14 protein-coding genes and 1 tRNA gene are annotated in these 17291 nt (G+C 69.9%); 10 read left to right on the top strand and 5 right to left on the bottom strand.

The window, feature by feature from the left end; all coding sequences use genetic code 11:
- Window positions 1-300: 300 nt before the first annotated feature.
- The 8 genes from purS to purM all read left to right on the top strand — a co-directional run bounded on the left by purS (window position 301) and on the right by purM (window position 8456).
- Window positions 301-573: a phosphoribosylformylglycinamidine synthase subunit PurS gene (gene purS, locus QQS16_RS20805; RefSeq protein ID WP_286063342.1), complete on the top strand. Its 273-nt coding sequence runs from the start codon at window positions 301-303 to the stop codon at window positions 571-573.
- Window positions 570-1250, top strand: a complete 681-nt coding sequence (purQ, locus tag QQS16_RS20800; RefSeq protein WP_286063340.1) for a phosphoribosylformylglycinamidine synthase subunit PurQ — start codon at window positions 570-572, stop codon at window positions 1248-1250. The genes purS and purQ overlap by 4 nt, the downstream gene beginning before the upstream one ends.
- Window positions 1247-3505, top strand: coding sequence for a phosphoribosylformylglycinamidine synthase subunit PurL (gene purL, locus QQS16_RS20795; RefSeq protein ID WP_286063339.1), 2259 nt, complete (start codon window positions 1247-1249; stop codon window positions 3503-3505). Before purQ ends, purL begins: the two co-directional genes overlap by 4 nt.
- Window positions 3506-3660: 155 nt before the next feature.
- A complete protein-coding gene (locus QQS16_RS20790; protein ID WP_286063337.1) occupies window positions 3661-4200 on the top strand; it encodes a hypothetical protein in 540 nt (179 codons plus the stop codon).
- Between the two features lie 108 nt (window positions 4201-4308).
- Window positions 4309-5109: a maleylpyruvate isomerase family mycothiol-dependent enzyme gene (locus tag QQS16_RS20785; protein WP_286063336.1), complete on the top strand. Its 801-nt coding sequence runs from the start codon at window positions 4309-4311 to the stop codon at window positions 5107-5109.
- Window positions 5110-5277: 168 nt separating this feature from the next.
- Window positions 5278-5718, top strand: a complete 441-nt coding sequence (locus QQS16_RS20780; protein WP_502963816.1) for an META domain-containing protein — start codon at window positions 5278-5280, stop codon at window positions 5716-5718.
- 61 nt (window positions 5719-5779) lie between these two features.
- Entirely contained in the window at window positions 5780-7309 is a 1530-nt protein-coding gene (gene purF / locus QQS16_RS20775; RefSeq protein WP_286063334.1) for an amidophosphoribosyltransferase, read from the top strand.
- Between the two features lie 55 nt (window positions 7310-7364).
- Window positions 7365-8456, top strand: coding sequence for a phosphoribosylformylglycinamidine cyclo-ligase (gene purM / locus QQS16_RS20770; protein ID WP_286063333.1), 1092 nt, complete (start codon window positions 7365-7367; stop codon window positions 8454-8456).
- A 180-nt stretch (window positions 8457-8636) separates the two neighbouring features.
- On the opposite strand, the gene QQS16_RS20765 is transcribed toward purM, so the two are convergent.
- Both QQS16_RS20765 and QQS16_RS20760 read right to left on the bottom strand, forming a co-directional pair.
- Window positions 8637-8888, bottom strand: coding sequence for a DUF3073 domain-containing protein (locus tag QQS16_RS20765; protein WP_286063332.1), 252 nt, complete (start codon window positions 8886-8888; stop codon window positions 8637-8639).
- 294 nt (window positions 8889-9182) lie between these two features.
- On the bottom strand, window positions 9183-10280 hold the full coding sequence (locus tag QQS16_RS20760) for a Leu/Phe/Val dehydrogenase (protein ID WP_286063331.1): 1098 nt from the start codon (window positions 10278-10280) through the stop codon (window positions 9183-9185).
- A 224-nt stretch (window positions 10281-10504) separates the two neighbouring features.
- Here QQS16_RS20760 and QQS16_RS20755 point away from each other — a divergent pair, with 224 nt between their 5' ends.
- Window positions 10505-11347: a DUF8083 family protein gene (locus QQS16_RS20755; RefSeq protein WP_286063330.1), complete on the top strand. Its 843-nt coding sequence runs from the start codon at window positions 10505-10507 to the stop codon at window positions 11345-11347.
- A gap of 555 nt (window positions 11348-11902) precedes the next feature.
- Window positions 11903-12109, top strand: coding sequence for a developmental transcriptional regulator BldC (gene bldC / locus QQS16_RS20750; protein ID WP_003949541.1), 207 nt, complete (start codon window positions 11903-11905; stop codon window positions 12107-12109).
- Window positions 12110-12569: 460 nt separating this feature from the next.
- Here the strand turns inward: bldC and QQS16_RS20745 are convergent, their stop codons facing one another.
- The 3 genes from QQS16_RS20745 to hrpA form a co-directional block, all read right to left on the bottom strand.
- Window positions 12570-12821 carry a DUF6274 family protein gene (locus tag QQS16_RS20745; protein ID WP_286063329.1) on the bottom strand — a complete coding sequence of 84 codons (252 nt, stop codon included), beginning with the start codon at window positions 12819-12821 and terminating at the stop codon, window positions 12570-12572.
- 159 nt (window positions 12822-12980) lie between these two features.
- A tRNA-Asp gene (locus tag QQS16_RS20740) sits at window positions 12981-13055 on the bottom strand.
- Window positions 13056-13147: 92 nt separating this feature from the next.
- Window positions 13148-17125, bottom strand: a complete 3978-nt coding sequence (gene hrpA, locus QQS16_RS20735; RefSeq protein WP_286063328.1) for an ATP-dependent RNA helicase HrpA — start codon at window positions 17123-17125, stop codon at window positions 13148-13150.
- Between the last annotated feature and the right edge of the window lie 166 nt (window positions 17126-17291).

Here is a 17291-nt window from a genome sequence, read left to right as displayed (position 1 = left end):
CCGGCATTGCAATGTGAAGCTCTACTAAATATGTCCGCGTGTCCAGGATTCCAGGGAGAGCGGAAGCGACTTCGATTGAAGGGTGGTGGGGGCAGACGGGTGGGCGCAATAGATCTGGTGCATCGATCCGGGATCTTTCCCTGAACTTTTCGTGAAGCGCCCGCTCCGATACCCGCACCGGTACCGGACCGTGACAGCCGTCACGTAGATTCCTCCAACTCTACTCGCGTAGAAATTTTGTGCGGGTAGTCTGAAGACACACGCAGGAACCTGCTCAGCACCACAACACCGGGAGTGCCAGTGGCACGCGTCGTAGTCGACGTCATGCTCAAGCCGGAGATCCTCGACCCCCAGGGCCAGGCGGTGCAGCGCGCACTGCCGCGACTGGGTTTCGAAGGCATCTCGGACGTACGTCAGGGAAAGCGATTCGAACTGGAAGTGGACGGCCCGGTCGACGCGGCCGCGCTCGCCCGCATCCACGATCTTGCGGAATCCTTCCTCGCCAACACCGTGATCGAGGACTTCACCGTGAAGGTCGAGGACTCTGCGGAAGTCGCGGGGGCCGCGAAGTGACCGCTCGTATTGGCGTCGTCACTTTCCCGGGCAGCCTGGACGACCGGGACACCCAGCGTGCGATCCGCCTCGCGGGTGCCGAGCCGGTCGCCCTCTGGCACAAGGACAAGGACCTCCACCAGGTCGACGCCGTGGTGCTGTGCGGCGGTTTCTCCTACGGTGACTATCTGCGCGCCGGTGCCATCGCCCGCTTCTCGCCGGTGATGGAGCCCCTCATCCAGCAGGCGAAGGCCGGCCTTCCGGTCCTCGGCATCTGCAACGGCTTCCAGATCCTCACCGAGGCCCACCTCCTCCCGGGCGCGATGCTCGGCAACGACCACCTCCACTTCATCTGCCGCGACCAGAAGCTGCGGGTGGAGAACGCGGACACCTCCTGGACCAGCGACTACACCGCCGGCCAGGAGATCCACATCCCGCTGAAGAACATGGACGGCCGGTACGTCGCCGATCAGCGCACGCTGGACGAGCTGGAGGCCGAGGGGCGCGTCGCGTTCCGGTACGTGGACTTCAACCCCAACGGCTCGCTCAACGACATCGCCGGCATCAGCAACGAGGCCGGGAACGTCGTGGGCCTCATGCCCCACCCGGAGCACGCCGTCGAACCCCTCATCGGGTCCGGCCGCACCGACGGCCTCCCCTTCTTCACCTCGATCCTCAAGAAGCTGGTCAACGTATGAGTCGGACGCCTCTGGACACGGTCGAGCACGCGGCCGCGACCCCCGACGTCGAGCTGCCCTGGGCCGAACTCGGCCTGAAGAAGGACGAGTACGAGCGGGTGGTGGAGATCCTCGGCCGCCGCCCGACCGGCGCCGAGCTCGCCATGTACTCCGTCATGTGGTCCGAGCACTGCTCCTACAAGTCGTCGAAGGTGCACCTGCGCCAGTTCGGCGAGAAGGCCCCGCAGTCCGACGCGCTGCTCGTCGGCATCGGCGAGAACGCGGGCGTCGTGGACGTCGGCCAGGGGTACGCGGTCACCTTCAAGGTGGAGTCGCACAACCACCCGTCGTACGTGGAGCCCTACCAGGGCGCCGCCACCGGTGTCGGCGGCATCGTCCGCGACATCATCGCGATGGGCGCCCGGCCGGTCGCCGTCGTCGACCCGCTGCGGTTCGGCGCGGCCGACCACCCCGACACCAAGCGGGTCCTCCCCGGTGTCGTCGCCGGCATCGGCGGCTACGGCAACTGCCTGGGCCTGCCCAACATCGGCGGCGAGGTCGTCTTCGACGCCTGCTACCAGGGCAACCCGCTGGTCAACGCCGGCGCCATCGGCGTCATGCGGCACGAGGACATCCACCTGGCGAAGGCGTCCGGCGCGGGCAACAAGGTCATCCTGTACGGGGCCCGCACCGGCGGCGACGGCATCGGCGGCGCCTCCATCCTGGCCTCCGAGACCTTCGACGACGCCAAGCCCTCCAAGCGTCCCGCCGTCCAGGTCGGCGACCCCTTCCAGGAGAAGCTCCTCATCGAGTGCACCCTGGAGGCGTTCAAGGAGAAGCTGGTCGTCGGCATCCAGGACCTCGGCGCGGCCGGCCTGTCGTGCGCCACGTCCGAGCTGGCCTCCAACGGTTCCGGCGGCATGCGCGTGACGCTGGACGACGTACCGCTGCGCGACTCCACGCTCTCGCCCGAGGAGATCCTCATGAGCGAGTCGCAGGAACGCATGTGCGCGGTCGTCGAGCCCGGGAAGGTCGACCGCTTCCTGGAGATCTGCGACAAGTGGGACGTCATCGCCACCGTCATCGGTGAGGTGACCGACGGCGACCGCCTGGAGATCTACTGGCACGGCGGCAAGATCGTCGACGTCGACCCGCGCACGGTCGCCCACGACGGCCCGGTCTACGAGCGCCCGTACGCCCGTCCGGAGTGGCAGGACGCCCTCCAGGCCGACGACGCGAACAAGCTGCCCCGGCCGGCCACCGGTGAGGAGCTGAGGGACCAGGTCCTGAAGCTGGTGTCCTCCCCGAACCAGGCCTCCAAGAAGTGGATCACGTCCCAGTACGACCACTTCGTGCAGGGCAACACCGTCCTCGCCCAGCCCGAGGACTCCGGCATGATCCGCATCGACGAGGAGACCGGCCTCGGCGTGGCCATCGCGACCGACGGCAACGGCCGGTACGCCAAGCTCGACCCGTACGCGGGCGCGCAGCTGGCGCTCTCGGAGGCGTACCGCAACGTGGCGACGACCGGCGCCAAGCCGCTCGCCGTCTCCGACTGCCTGAACTTCGGCTCGCCGGAGGACCCGGCGGTGATGTGGCAGTTCGCGGAGGCCATCCGCGGTCTCGCCGACGCCTGCCAGCAGCTCGGCACGCCGGTGACCGGCGGCAACGTCTCGCTCTACAACCAGACGGGCGAGGTGGCCATCCACCCCACCCCGGTGGTCGCGGTGCTGGGCGTCATCGACGACGTGGCCCGCCGCACCCCGGTCGCCTTCCAGGAGGAGGGCCAGCTGCTGTACCTCCTGGGCGACACCCGTGAGGAGTTCGGCGGCTCGGCCTGGTCCCAGGTGATCCACGACCACCTCGGCGGCCTGCCCCCGAAGGTCGACCTGGAGCGCGAGCGCCTGCTGGCCGAGATCCTGATCTCCGCCTCCCGCGACGGCATGATCGACTCCGCGCACGACCTCTCCGACGGCGGCCTGATCCAGGCGGTCGTGGAGTCGGCGCTGCTCGGCGGCAAGGGCGCGCGGCTGGTCGTACCGGACGACCTCGACGCCTTCACCTTCCTCTTCTCGGAGTCGGCCGGCCGCGCGGTCGTCGCCGTGCCCCGCTCGGAGGAGCTCCGCTTCAACGACATGTGCGGCGCCCGGGGACTGCCCGCCACCCGCATCGGTGTCGTCGACGGGGACACGGTCGAGCTCCAGGGCGAGTTCGACCTCCCCCTGGAGCAGCTGCGCACGGCCCACGAGGAGACGATCCCGGCGCTGCTGGCGTAGAACGGTCCTGCGGCGGCCCTGGGTGGCGGCCGCACGGCGGTCCTCCGGCACGGAAGGCCCCGCCACGGCTTGCAGAGCCGTGGCGGGGCCTTCTCGTGGGACGGGGCCGGGTGGCGCTGTGAGCCGATGCCCGCGACATCGACGGCCGCACGTATGTGCCTGCCAGGTACGCGCGGCTGAGGCGCCCCGCGCGTGAGCGGCTCCGGGGGCCCGACGAGGGGAGTGGCGCCCCGACCGACGAGCACACCTGGCGCCGAGCGCTGCGCCCGCGGCTGACCACCGACCGGGCGCACGCCCCGTTCGACGCCGTGTACGCCGGCACCGGAGGCGTCGACGGCGGCGACGCGCACCAGCGACCTGACCGAGCGTGCTGGGCCGACGTCCAGACCTTCCACGACCAGGGCACCCCGGACGTCTTCGTCGGCGACACCGGCTTCACCAAGGCCACCGACTCACCCATCGCTCCGGGCACAGCGGGCCGGTACGAGGACACCGGCCTGCGATGGTCCACCTCCGGGTGCGACGGCTGCCCCGCCGTCCGCATCCTGCGCCTGCGCCACGGCTCCGACTCCCGGTCCCCGCGCGCGGCCCCGCACATCGAGCTCCTCTTCCGGGGCGTACGCCGCCGATGCCGCCCCGTCCGCCAGGACCGCAGGGCGTTGACGTTCCCCGGCCCTCGGCCCTCACGTCCCTGACCGCGCCGGGCTGCGGAGCGGGAGACGCCGGCGTCCGGAGCGACCGCAAGCGCACAGGCCGGGCAGAAGCTTCCGCGACCATGCCCTGGTCCGCCTAGGCTGACCGCCATGCCCCCGGCCAAGAAGCGCGCGCGCACCTACGACCCCGCCAGGATCCGCACCGCCGTCCTCGCCCAGTTCGGCCACGTACGCGAGGCGGTCCGCACCCTCACCCCGGAGCAGTCGGCCCTGCCCACCCGGCTCGGGGACTGGACGGTACGGGAGCTGGTCGCGCACATCGGGATGGCCCTGGGCGCGGTCGACCGGCTGCTCGACGAGCCCGAGCCGGCCCGGCAGGACGGTGTGCTGCTCGGCTGGCCCGCCGCCATCGGCGCCGACTCCGCGGCCATCGCCGGCCACGCCCGCGGGCTCGCCGAACAGAACCCGGACCTCGACGCGCACCTCGCCGACGTCGAGCAGCGCTTCACCGCCCGCCTCGCCGCCCACCCCGACGGCGGCAGGCTGCTCGCCACCAGCGCGGGCGCGTTGTCGCTCGCCGACTACCTGGTCACCCGTACCGTCGAACTCGTCGTCCACACCGACGACCTGAACGCCGCGGTGCCCGGTCTCGACATCCCCCACGACCGACAGGCCCTCGCCGCCGCCACCCGGCTCCTCGCCGACACCCTGGCCGCGAAGGCGCCCGGCGGGTCCACCGAGGTGCGGATCCCGCCGTACGCCGTGGTGCAGTGCGTCGAAGGACTCCGGCACACCCGGGGCACCCCGCCCAACGTCGTCGAGACCGACCCGCTGACCTGGATCCGGCTCGCGACCGGGCGGGTGAGCTGGACGGACGCGGTCGAGGAGGCGAAGGTCAGCGCGAGCGGGGAACGGGCGGACCTGGGCGCGCTGCTGCCGCTGCTGGCCTGAACCACCCGGAACCACCCGGAACCACCCTGAACGCCCTCGACCGTCCCGGCCGGCCGCCCCTGTCACCGTCCGGACGCCACCCGAACGCCGCGGGAGCGGAACCAATCACCCCGCTCGCTCCGTCGAATCGGCATGTACAGGCAGAAGCAGCGACAGCAGCGACTGATCATGACAGCGGCCGTGGCCCTCCTTCCGCTCGCGGCGGCCTGCGGCGGCGAGCAGGCGGGCAGCGGCGGACAGGCGGGCAGCGGTGAGGTGAGCGCCGAGCGGCCCGTCACCGACGTCCGCTGGAACATCGACCGCGTCACGGCGGACGGCACGACCCGACGCGCGCAGGGCGAGGCGCACCTCACCTTCGACAAGAAGACCGGCAAGGTCGGCGGTCGGCTCGGCTGCAACCACGTCAACGCCACCGCCACGGTTCGCGACGGACATATCACCCTGGGCCGCCCCTCCACCACCCGAATGATGTGCGACGCCTCACTCATGAAGACCGAAAAGGCACTGCTGGGCCTTTTCAACAGCACCCTCAACTACCGGGTCGATCAAGAAACCCTCACGTTGACCAGCCAAAACGCCACAATCGTCCGCGCTGTCGCGGCGGAGTGACCCACCGGTCCCCGGTATCCCCAATTCGGACCAGTGCACGATCTCGCCTACACTCGGTGGCGTGCCACGTGGTGACGGTCGACTCAGTCATGATCTGCTCCCCGGTGAGAAAGGCCCCCAGGACGCATGCGGCGTCTTCGGTGTCTGGGCTCCCGGCGAAGAGGTCGCCAAGCTCACTTACTTCGGGCTCTACGCCCTCCAGCATCGAGGCCAGGAATCCGCGGGAATCGCGGTCAGCAACGGCTCCAAGATCCTCGTCTTCAAGGACATGGGTCTGGTCTCCCAGGTCTTCGACGAGGCCTCGCTCGGTTCGCTCCAGGGTCATATCGCGGTCGGACACGCCCGCTACTCGACCACCGGCGCCTCCGTGTGGGAGAACGCCCAGCCGACGTTCCGCGCCACCGCGCACGGTTCCATCGCGCTCGGCCACAACGGCAACCTGGTCAACACGGCGCAGCTCGCCGAGATGGTCGCCGACCTCCCGAAGGACACCAACGGCCGCTCGACCCGCGTCGCGGCCACCAACGACACCGACCTGCTCACCGCGCTGCTCGCGGCCCAGGTCGACGACGACGGCAAGCCGCTGACCATCGAGGAGGCCTCCGCGAGGATCCTCCCGCAGGTCCGGGGCGCCTTCAGCCTCGTCTTCATGGACGAGCACACCCTCTACGCCGCCCGTGACCCGCAGGGCATCCGTCCGCTGGTGCTCGGCCGCCTGGAGCGCGGCTGGGTCGTCGCCTCCGAGTCCGCCGCCCTCGACATCTGCGGCGCCGCCTACGTCCGCGAGATCGAGCCGGGTGAGTTCGTCGCCATCGACGAGAACGGCCTGCGCACCTCCCGATTCGCGGAAGCGAAGCCCAAGGGCTGCGTCTTCGAGTACGTCTACCTGGCCCGCCCGGACACCGACATCGCCGGCCGGAACGTGTACCTCTCCCGCGTGGAGATGGGCCGCAAGCTCGCCAAGGAAGCCCCGGTCGACGCCGACCTGGTCATAGCGACTCCGGAGTCCGGCACCCCGGCCGCCATCGGCTACGCGGAGGCGTCCGGCATCCCCTTCGGCGCCGGCCTGGTGAAGAACGCGTACGTCGGGCGGACGTTCATCCAGCCCTCGCAGACCATCCGGCAGCTCGGCATCCGGCTGAAGCTGAACCCGCTGAAGGAAGTCATCAAGGGCAAGCGGCTGGTCGTCGTGGACGACTCGATCGTGCGCGGCAACACCCAGCGCGCCCTGGTGCGCATGCTCCGCGAGGCGGGCGCGGCGGAGGTCCACATCCGGATCTCCTCTCCTCCCGTGAAGTGGCCGTGCTTCTTCGGCATCGATTTCGCCACCCGCGCCGAGCTGATCGCCAACGGCATGACCATCGACGAGATCGGCACCTCGCTGGGCGCCGACTCGCTGGCCTACATCTCCATCGACGGCATGATCGAGGCGACCACCATCGCCAAGCCGAACCTGTGCCGCGCCTGCTTCGACGGGGAGTACCCGATGGAGCTGCCGGACCCCGAGCTGCTCGGCAAGCAGCTCCTGGAGACCGAGCTGGCCGCAGGGCCCGCCGCCACGGCCGCGTCCGACGCGATCCGTCGCCCGTAGACGCCGGTCCGACAGCCCGCCCTCCCCGCAGTACGACACGAAAGTTCTCCTCGTCATGCCTGAGACCCCCCGTGCCGAAGGCGGCGCCAGTTCCGCAGCGGCGTCGTACAAGACCGCAGGTGTCGACATCGACGCGGGCGACCGCGCCGTCGAGCTGATGAAGGAGTGGGTGAAGAAGACCCAGCGCCCCGAGGTCCTCGGCGGCCTCGGCGGTTTCGCCGGCCTCTTCGACGCCTCCGCCCTCAAGAGCTACGAGCGTCCCCTGCTGGCCTCCGCCACGGACGGCGTCGGCACCAAGGTCGACATCGCCCGCCGGCTGGGCGTCTACGACACGATCGGCCACGACCTGGTCGCGATGGTCATGGACGACATCGTGGTGTGCGGCGCCGAGCCGCTGTTCATGACCGACTACATCTGCGTCGGCAAGGTCCACCCCGAGCGGGTCGCCGCCATCGTCAAGGGCATCGCCGAGGGCTGTGTCCTGGCCGGCTGCGCCCTGGTCGGCGGCGAGACGGCCGAACACCCCGGCCTGCTGGGCCCGGACGACTTCGACGTGGCCGGCGCCGGTACGGGCGTGGTGGAGGCCGACCACCTGCTGGGCCCGGATCGCATCCGTAAGGGTGACGTGGTCATCGCCATGGCGGCCTCCGGTCTTCACTCGAACGGGTACTCGCTCGTCCGCCACGTCCTGCTGGACCGGGCCGGCCTGTCCCTGGACGCGCGGATCGAGGAGTTCGGCCGCACGCTGGGCGAGGAGCTCCTGGAGCCGACCAAGATCTACTCCCTGGACTGCCTGGCACTGACCCGCACCACGGCCGTGCACGCCTTCTCACACGTCACGGGGGGCGGACTCGCCGCCAACCTGGCCCGTGTGATCCCTGACACGCTGCACGCCGTCGTCGACCGCTCCACCTGGACCCCGGCCCCCGTGTTCGACCTCGTCGGCACCACCGGACAGGTCGAGCGGCTGGAGCTGGAGAAGACCCTGAACATGGGCGTCGGCATGATCGCGATCGTGCCGCAGGACTCGGCGGACGTGGCCCTGGCGACGCTGGCCGACCGCGGGGTCGAGGCCTGGGTGGCCGGCGAGATCACGGACCGCGGCGACCACGGGACGGGCGCGGAGCTGGTCGGCGACCACGCCTGATCCGACCATGCCGAACCGGCCATGTCTGGCCGAGCCATGCCTGATCCGGTCCCTGCGGCGAGCGCGCAGCGGGGGCCGGGCGCGGCCCTCGTGACGGCACACGGCAGCACGGCAGCACAAAACCCGGTCCGGCGCCGTCAGCGCCGGACCGGGTAGGGCACAGCTAAACCGCCGCGGACATCACGCGCCACGGCGTTGAGACGTAGGACCGGACTCGTCGTCCTCGTCCTCGTCGTCGTTGTACAGATCCGCGTACTGGGCGTACGGGTCGTCTTCCTCGTCGTCGTCCTCGAACGGCTCGCCATTCGGCGGCTGACTCGAAGTCGAAGCGCCCAGCTCGCTGGCCAGACGCGACAGGTCTGTCCCGCCGCTGTTGTACTTCAGCTGGCGGGCGACCTTCGTCTGCTTGGCCTTGGCCCGGCCGCGCCCCATGGCTCGACCCCCTCGGTGACGGGGCTCGACGGCCCCAGAGTCTTGACACGCGTTCATGATCTAGAACGGTCTCTCCATGGAGAGACCGGTCCGTAGGGCTTCCACGGTACCTGAGCCCGCGCCCATACGGTACGTCGCCCGCAGGACGTGCCCGGACCCAGAACCCTCGGGGAGCCCCGTCCCCGCTGGTCAACCGCGATTTTAACCACTTCTTGGCAGGCGACCCGCCGACGGACGTGAGAGTTCTCTCCACGTGTGCGCCGACGGGTACCGGCCCGGCCCGCGAGGTGCCTCTCAGCGCCTCCGGGCCCCCTCCGCCATCCGCTGCTCGGCGATCCGGTCGGCCGCCGCGGCCGGCGGGATCCCGTCCGTCTTCGCACGTGCGAAGATGGCGAGCGTGGTGTCGTAGATCGTCGCCGCCTTCGCCCGGCACCGCTCGAAGTCGAACCCGTGCAGCTCGTCGGCGACCTGGATGACGCCGCCGGCGTTCACCACGTAGTCCGGCGCGTAGAGGATCCCGCGGTCGGCGAGGTCCTTCTCGACGCCCGGGTGGGCGAGCTGGTTGTTGGCGGCGCCGCAGACGATCCGGGCGGTGAGCACCGGCACGGAGTCGTCGCTCAGCGCCCCGCCCAGGGCGCAGGGGGCGTAGATGTCCAGCCCCTCGGTCCGGATCAGCGCGTCGGTGTCGGTCACGGCGCGCACGCCCGTCGGGTGCTCGTCGAGGATCCCCACCACGGCCTCCGCGCGCACGTCCGTGATCACGACCTCGGCGCCCTCGTCGAGCAGGTGCCGCACCAGGTGACGGCCGACCTTGCCGACGCCCGCGACACCGACCGTGCGGCCGCGCAGTGACGGGTCGCCCCACAGGTGCTGCGCGGAGGCGCGCATGCCCTGGTAGACGCCGTACGCGGTGAGCACGGAGGAGTCGCCCGCGCCGCCGTTCTCGGGGGAGCGCCCGGTCGTCCAGCGGCACTCGCGGGCCACGACGTCCATGTCGGCGACGTACGTCCCGACGTCGCACGCGGTGACGTACCGCCCGCCGAGCGAGGCCACGAACCGGCCGTAGGCCAGTAGCAGCTCCTCGGTCTTGTCCCGCTCGGGGTCCCCGATGATCACGGCCTTGCCGCCGCCGTGGTCCAGTCCCGCCATGGCGTTCTTGTAGGACATGCCGCGCGCGAGGTTCAGCGCGTCGGCGACGGCCTCCGCCTCGCTCGCGTACGGGTAGAAGCGCGTACCGCCGAGCGCGGGGCCCAGGGCGGTGTTGTGGAGGGCGATGACGGCCTTGAGGCCGCTGGCGCGGTCCTGGCAGAGCACGACTTGCTCATGACCGCCCTGGTCCGAGTGGAACAGGGTGTGCAGTACATCAGCAGGTGCGCCGGTTACGTCGGTCACGGTGGTGACTCCTGAAGTAAGTAGCGGCGGTCGGGAGGCCAGCTCCCGTGAGGATGGCGGGGGCTGTGAGCATGAGATTAGAGCCTGCGCGGCCCGTCATCCGAGCAGTGCCCGGGATCACCTGCTCCCGGAGTACGCCCGTGCGACGATTTGCATGGATTTCCCGCGCGTCCGGGTGCGGGTTCCGCAGGTTTTCCCGGCAGACGGCGGGGGAGGGAGGAGGCGTGCCCAAGGTGTCCTCCGTGATCGTCCCGTACGCGGCCTATCTGCGCGTGTACGAACCGCTGGCCGCCTTCCCCGAGCCGGAGCGCGGCCACTGGGCGCGCTACGCGCAGCGCCACGACCGCCCCTCCTACCAGGACGAACTGCGCCGCTCCCTGGCCGACCTGCTGCCCACCCCGCCGATCCCGGTGCCGGTGCACGAGAGCGGCGACGCCTTCGTGCTCGACGTGGACGGAGTCGTGTGCGTGTGCCCGTGGCGCACCCGGCTGCGCGGCTGGCAGGCCCTGGACGAGCTCTCCGAGGAGCTGCCGCCACCCGTCCTGGACGCGGTGCTGCCCCCGGTCGTACGGCGTCAGGCGGCCCAGGACTACGAGCGCTGGCTGGCCCGCAACCCGGACGCGCGGCCCTGGATCCGTACGGCGACCTGGCAGGTGCCGCTGAACTGGTTCGTGCTGGTGTCCGACGAGGAGCGGCGGTTCGACAAGGGCTCCGGCGAGATCCCGCCGATGCTGCGCTACCGCACCCCCATGGTGCAGGCCCGCAGGCGCGTGGCCAGGGGCCTGCGGGCGCTCAAGGACGCCATCGACGAGGGGCCGCTGATCGACGGCCTGATCGACGTCGGCCGCTGGCTGGAGGAGTTCCACCCGCGCTCGCTGGTGGAGCTGGACTACGGCGGCCTGGTGCACGCGCTGCCGGCCGGCGAGCTGGAGGACGACCACTCGGCGGCCGACGTGGCCGAGGGGATCGAGGCGCTGCGGCACGGTGACGGGGCCGCCGCGGGCGAGGCGTACGCACGGCTCGTGGAGCGCTGGCGGTCGGTGCGGGACCGCAGGTCGGCGAACTGAACTCGGTTCGGTAACGAACTGACGTTTGACCTGGCGCCGGTTTTGAGGTTTCGTCCTCGGACCGGCGTAAGTCCTGAGGTTTCGTCAACAACGGACGTAGGTCCCGATCCGGGCGTTCGTCCCCAAGCGTGTCAAGGGTGACGGACCGCACGTACGCGGCCCTTGCGTCCCTTGCCCCTCCTCATGCCAAAATAGGACAAGGAGTCCGGGGAGGACTCCTTCCGTCCTGTTGCATCGCGATGTGGGCGGAATCTCAGCATTGCACTGCTTTGGGGGGTCTCGTGGCTCCTGATCGTCCTGTGACTGATCGTCACAGTGGCGTGACTGTCCGCTATGGCATGGTCCATCGGCTTCCGTCGCTGATGAACACCTGGAGGGGCAATTCCATCGGTTTGGCCGACGCGGCTGGACGGATGGTGTAGTTGTAGTGCCGAGGACAAGCCGTTCGTCCTATAACCGACTCGACTCGCGTCCGCCATTTCGGGCAACGCGGGTCAAGGTGCAGAATTTAGAGGAAAGAACCGAGAAGGTTCGGTTCTCCCGAGGAGGCCGCTCATGACCGCTCGCACCCCTGATGCCGAGCCGCTGCTGACCCCGGCTGAGGTCGCCACGATGTTCCGCGTCGACCCGAAGACGGTCACGCGGTGGGCGAAGGCCGGCAAGCTCACATCCATCCGCACGCTCGGCGGGCACCGCCGTTACCGCGAGGCTGAGGTCCGCGCTCTGCTCGCGGGTATTCCGCAGCAGCGCAGCGAGGCCTGAACAACTGAATAAACGGGCAAAACCGACAGGTCCCCCACTTGTCGCGGCGCCCGCACCACAGCTCCGAACGACGCGGGTCCTGCCCCAACAGGGCCCACGCCCAAGCCCTTTGGGGGGCTCTCCGTACTACACACAGGGTGCGTCGTAGATCGCGCTGGACTCCGCCGGGTCCAGCGCGATCTTTTTTGTGCGCCGAACGTGCCGGGAGGGGCGGCTCTGTGCGCGGCCTTGTCGGAGTCTGGGGAGGGGTGTCGGAACCGCCGTGGACACCTTCTGGGACTGGTGCAATGGCACATATTAAATTGACCAGTTGTAGGTGAGGCGTAAGTACCGCACTTTCAAAAACTCATGCGGTGACTCCCGTCACATGCCAGAGTCCTTGTCGCCTCTCGCTCAGGTGCGCTAGAGGCGGCACGCGTTCCGGCTTTCGGCGGTGGGTGGGGCCGGGAGCCGTCGACGGTCACGCGGGGGCGGGACTCGCGGAGGCGGGACTCTCGTCCGTGACGTCCACGTCCCGGTCCGGCGTCCGGGCGGCGGCCCGCGGCGTCTGGGGGGCTTGGGTGACCTGGAGGGCCGGCGGGGCGGAATCCATCGCCAGCCGCAGCAGGCGGTGGCAGATCGGGCAATGGCGCGTCAGATGGCGATAGGAGGAGGCGGCCGCCAGATGCGCCCGCAGCAATGCCCGCGTCTCGTGCCTGCCCGATGCCGCCATGTGCCACCTCCGGAGTCCGCAGGGAAGCGAGCCCTGGTCTCTGGGTACCGGTGGAACGAGACGTCGTCAAGACGGCGTGGGGCCCCTGCGGGAGCTTCGGGCCGGAGGACGGAACGCGACAGAGCCCGGGTCCGAAGACCCGGGCTCTGTCGATTACTGCGGTCCTGACGGGATTTGAACCCGCGGCCTCCACCTTGACAGGGTGGCGAGCACTCCAAACTGCTCCACAGGACCAGGTTTCGCAGGCGATTCGTGCGTTGCGCTGCGAGAAGAGACTCTACAGGAGGGTGAGCCCGGGGTCGAACTCACCCACCGTGCGGGTCCGGTCACGGGGCCGCCGCGTCGATGGCCTTCACGATCCGCTTGTCGGAGACGGGGTAGGCCGTGCCCAACGCGTGCGCGAAATAGCTGACCCGGAGCTCCTCGATCATCCAGCGGATGCCCAGGACCGAGGACGGTACCGGGCGGCCCTGCGGCATCTGCTCCAGCAGCCACGCGTACTCGTCCTGCATCTCGTGGACCTTCTCCATCCGCGCGGTGTCCCGCTGGACGTTCGTCGGCATCTGCTGGAGCCGCCGGTCCGCGGCGACCAGATAGCGCATCAGATCGGGCAGGCGGCGTATCCCCGCCTCCGTCACGAAGCCCGGCTTCACGAGGGCGTCCAGCTGCTTGCGTACATCGGTCAGGTTCGGCAGCAGCGCGGGGCTGCGTACGGCCTTCAGGCGACGCTCACAGGCCTGCCAGGCCGCCAGGACCTGCTGCACCTGCCCCACCGTGCGGACCGTCGTGTCGACGATCTCCGCCCGCACCTTCTCGTACAGCTTCCGGTAGGACTCCTCGTCCCACGCCGGCCCGCCGAAGTCGCCCATCAGCTTGTCCGCCGCCGCCATCGCGCAGTCGTCGAACAGGGCCTGGATGGTCCCGTGCGGGTTCGCGGACAGGGCGAGCTTCTGCGGGTTGGTCAGCTTCTCGGACGCGAACTTCGTGGGATTGACCGGGATGTTGCGCAGGATCAGCCGCCGGGTGCCCTTCCACATCGCCTCGGCCTGCTCGGCCTCGGTGTCGAAGAGCCGTACGGAGACGGTGTTCGCCGTCGGTCCGTCGTCGACCAGCGCTGGGTACGCCTTCACCGGCTGCCCGGCCCGGCGCGTCTCGAAGACCCGGGTGAGGGAGCCGATCGTCCAGTCGGTGAGCCCCTCGCGTTCCAGGGACTCGCCGCCCTGCCGCTCGGCGGTGGCCGCGGCGGCCTGCGAGATGGCCTTGCGCGCCTTCGGCTTCAACTGGAGCTTCAGCGCTTCCAGATCCTTGTCCTCGGCCAGCTTGCGGCGCCGCTCGTCGACGATCCGGAAGGTGATGCGCAGATGCTCCGGGACCCTCGACCAGTCGAAGTCGTCGGTGGCGAAGGGCACACCGACCATGCGCTTGAGCTCGCGGGCCATGGTCGTGGTGAGCGGCTCCTGGAGGGGGACCGCGGTGTCCAGGAACCGCCGGGCGAAGTTCGGCGCCGGCACGTAGTTGCGGCGGATCGGCTTCGGGAGCGACCGGATCAGCTCGGTGACGAGTTCCTCCCGCAGTCCCGGGATCTGCCAGTCGAAGCCCTCGTCCGTGACCTGGTTGAGGACGTGGAGCGGGATGTGGACGGTGACACCGTCGGCGTCCGCGCCCGGCTCGAACTGGTACGTCACCCGGAACTTCAGCGGTCCCTGGCGCCAGGCGTCCGGATAGTCGTCCTTGGTGACCGCCTCCGCCGACTCCCGGATGAGCATCTCGCGCTCGAAGTCGAGGAAATCCGGCTGTTCCTGCCGCTTGTGCTTCCACCAGGAGTCGAAGTGCGCGCCGGAGACGACGTGTTCGGGGACCCGCTGCTCGTAGAAGTCGAACAGCGTGTCGTCGTCGACCACGATGTCCCGGCGCCGGGCCCGGTGTTCCAGCTCCTCGACCTCGCTGAGGAGCCTGCGGTTGTCGGCGAAGAACTTGTGGTGCGTACGCCAGTCACCCTCGACCAGGGCGTTGCGGATGAAAAGCTCGCGGGAGGTCTCCGGGTCGATCCGGCCGTAGTTCACCTTCCGCTGGGCGACGATCGGCACGCCGTACAGCGTGACCTTCTCGTACGCCATCACCGCGGCCTGGTCCTTCTCCCAGTGCGGTTCGCTGTACGTCCGCTTGATCAGGTGCTCGGCGAGCGGCTCGACCCACTCGGGCTCGATCTTGGCGTTGACGCGGGCCCACAGGCGGGAGGTCTCCACCAGTTCGGCGGACATCAGGAACCGCGGCTGCTTCTTGAAGAGCGCGGAACCGGGGAAGATCGCGAACTTGGCGTTGCGCGCGCCCAGGTACTCGTTCTTGTTGCCGTCCTTCACGTCCTTCATGCCGACGTGCGAGAGCAGACCGGCGAGGAGGGAGACGTGGACGCGGTCGGCGGGGGCGTCGTCCTCGTTGAGGTGGACGCCCATCTGCTTGGCGACGGTGCGCAGCTGCGTGTAGATGTCCTGCCACTCACGGATGCGCAGGAAGTTCAGGTACTCCTGCTTGCACATGCGGCGGAAGGACGAGGACCCGCGCTCCTTCTGCTGCTCGCGCACGTACCGCCAGAGGTTGAGGTAGGCGAGGAAGTCACTGGTCTCGTCCCGGAACCGGGCGTGCTGCTGGTCGGCCTGGGTCTGCTTGTCGGCGGGGCGTTCGCGCGGGTCCTGGATGGACAGCGCGGCCGCGATGACCATGACCTCGCGGGCGCAGCCGTTCTTGTCGGCCTCCAGGACCATCCGGGCCAGTCGCGGGTCGACGGGCAGCTGGGCGAGCTTGCGGCCCAGCTGCGTGAGCCGCTTGCGGGCGTCCTTCTGCTCCGGGTCCAACGCGCCGAGTTCCTGGAGGAGTTGGACGCCGTCGCGGATGTTGCGGTGGTCCGGCGGGTCGATGAAGGGGAACTTCTCGATCTCGCCGAGGCCGGCGGCGGTCATCTGCAGGATGACGGAGGCGAGGTTGGTCCGGAGGATCTCGGCGTCCGTGAACTCGGGCCGGCCCTCGAAGTCCTCCTCGCTGTAGAGCCGGACGCAGATGCCGTCGCTGGTACGTCCGCAGCGGCCCTTGCGCTGGTTGGCGCTGGCCTGGGAGACCGGCTCGATGGGCAGCCGCTGGACCTTGGTGCGGTGGCTGTAGCGGGAGATCCGGGCGAAGCCGGGATCGATGACGTACTTGATGCCCGGGACGGTCAGGGAGGTCTCGGCGACGTTGGTCGCCAGAACGATCCTGCGGCCGGTGTGCTGCTGGAAGACGCGGTGCTGCTCCGCGTGCGAGAGCCGGGCGTACAGCGGCAGGACCTCGGTGAACCGGTACTTCTTCTTCTCCAGCGCGTCGGCGGTGTCCCGGATCTCCCGCTCGCCGGACAGGAAGACCAGGATGTCGCCCTTGCCCTCGGCCATCAGTTCCTCGACGGCGTCGGTGATGGCGGTGATCTGGTCGCGGTCGGAGTCCTCGCCCTCCTCTTCGAGGAGCGGCCGGTAGCGCACCTCGACGGGGTAGGTCCGGCCGCTGACCTCGACGATCGGGGCGTCCCCGAAGTGCCGGGAGAACCGCTCCGGGTCGATGGTCGCGGAGGTGATCACGACCTTCAGGTCCGGCCGTTTCGGCAGCAGCTGTGCCAGATACCCCAGCAGGAAGTCGATGTTGAGGGACCGCTCGTGGGCCTCGTCGATGATGATCGTGTCGTAGGCGCGCAGCTCGCGGTCGGTCTGGATCTCGGCGAGCAGGATGCCGTCCGTCATCAGCTTGACGAAGGTGGCGTCCGGGTTGACCTGGTCGGTGAACCGCACCTTCCAGCCGACGGCCTCGCCGAGCGGGGTGTCCAGCTCCTCGGCGACGCGCTCGGCGACGGTACGGGCGGCGATACGGCGGGGCTGGGTGTGCCCGATCATGCCCTTGACGCCGCGACCGAGCTCGAGGCAGATCTTCGGGATCTGCGTCGTCTTCCCGGACCCGGTCTCGCCGGCGACGATGACGACCTGGTGATCGCGGATGGCGGCCGCGATGTCGTCCTTCTTCTGACTGACGGGCAGCTGCTCGGGGTAGCTGACGGCGGGCACCCGCCCGCGGCGCGCGCGCATCCGCTCCTCGGCCCGGGCGGCCTCCGTCTCGATCTCGGCGAGAACGGCGGCCCGGGCCTCGGGCTTGCGGATCCTGCGCGCGCCTTCGAGTCTGCGCCCGAGCCGGTGCGCGTCGCGCAGGGACAGCTCGGTCAGGCGGGAGGCGAGATCGCCGAGGACGGGGGTGCCCGGTGCGGAGGCGCCGGGGGCGGGGTGCGTAGACATACGCGATCCAGGATCTCATCCCGCGGAAATTACTGGCGAACGCTTTTGCGTCCGGCGCCGGCGTCCGTGGTCGGCGTCCGGGCGTCCGCGTCCGGGCGTCCGCGTCCGGGCCGCTGCGTCCGGGCGTCCGCGTCCGGGCCGCTGCGTCCGGGCGTCCGCGTCCGGT

This window comes from Streptomyces sp. ALI-76-A, from assembly GCF_030287445.1.
Lineage (GTDB): Bacteria > Actinomycetota > Actinomycetes > Streptomycetales > Streptomycetaceae > Streptomyces.
This window is presented reverse-complemented; position numbering and strand designations above follow the sequence as displayed.

What these genes read in the sequence shown, in the direction of transcription:
- purL (WP_286063339.1), top strand. Translation starts at nt 1,247, where the DNA reads ATGAGTCGGACGCCTCTGGACACGGTCGAGCACGCGGCCGCGACCCCC.
- QQS16_RS20785 (WP_286063336.1), top strand. Translation starts at nt 4,309, where the DNA reads ATGCCCCCGGCCAAGAAGCGCGCGCGCACCTACGACCCCGCCAGGATC.
- QQS16_RS20780 (WP_502963816.1), top strand. Translation starts at nt 5,278, where the DNA reads ATGACAGCGGCCGTGGCCCTCCTTCCGCTCGCGGCGGCCTGCGGCGGC.
- purM (WP_286063333.1), top strand. Translation starts at nt 7,365, where the DNA reads ATGCCTGAGACCCCCCGTGCCGAAGGCGGCGCCAGTTCCGCAGCGGCG.
- QQS16_RS20765 (WP_286063332.1), bottom strand. Translation starts at nt 8,888, where the DNA reads ATGGGGCGCGGCCGGGCCAAGGCCAAGCAGACGAAGGTCGCCCGCCAG.
- bldC (WP_003949541.1), top strand. Translation starts at nt 11,903, where the DNA reads ATGACCGCTCGCACCCCTGATGCCGAGCCGCTGCTGACCCCGGCTGAG.
- QQS16_RS20745 (WP_286063329.1), bottom strand. Translation starts at nt 12,821, where the DNA reads ATGGCGGCATCGGGCAGGCACGAGACGCGGGCATTGCTGCGGGCGCAT.
- hrpA (WP_286063328.1), bottom strand. Translation starts at nt 17,125, where the DNA reads ATGTCTACGCACCCCGCCCCCGGCGCCTCCGCACCGGGCACCCCCGTC.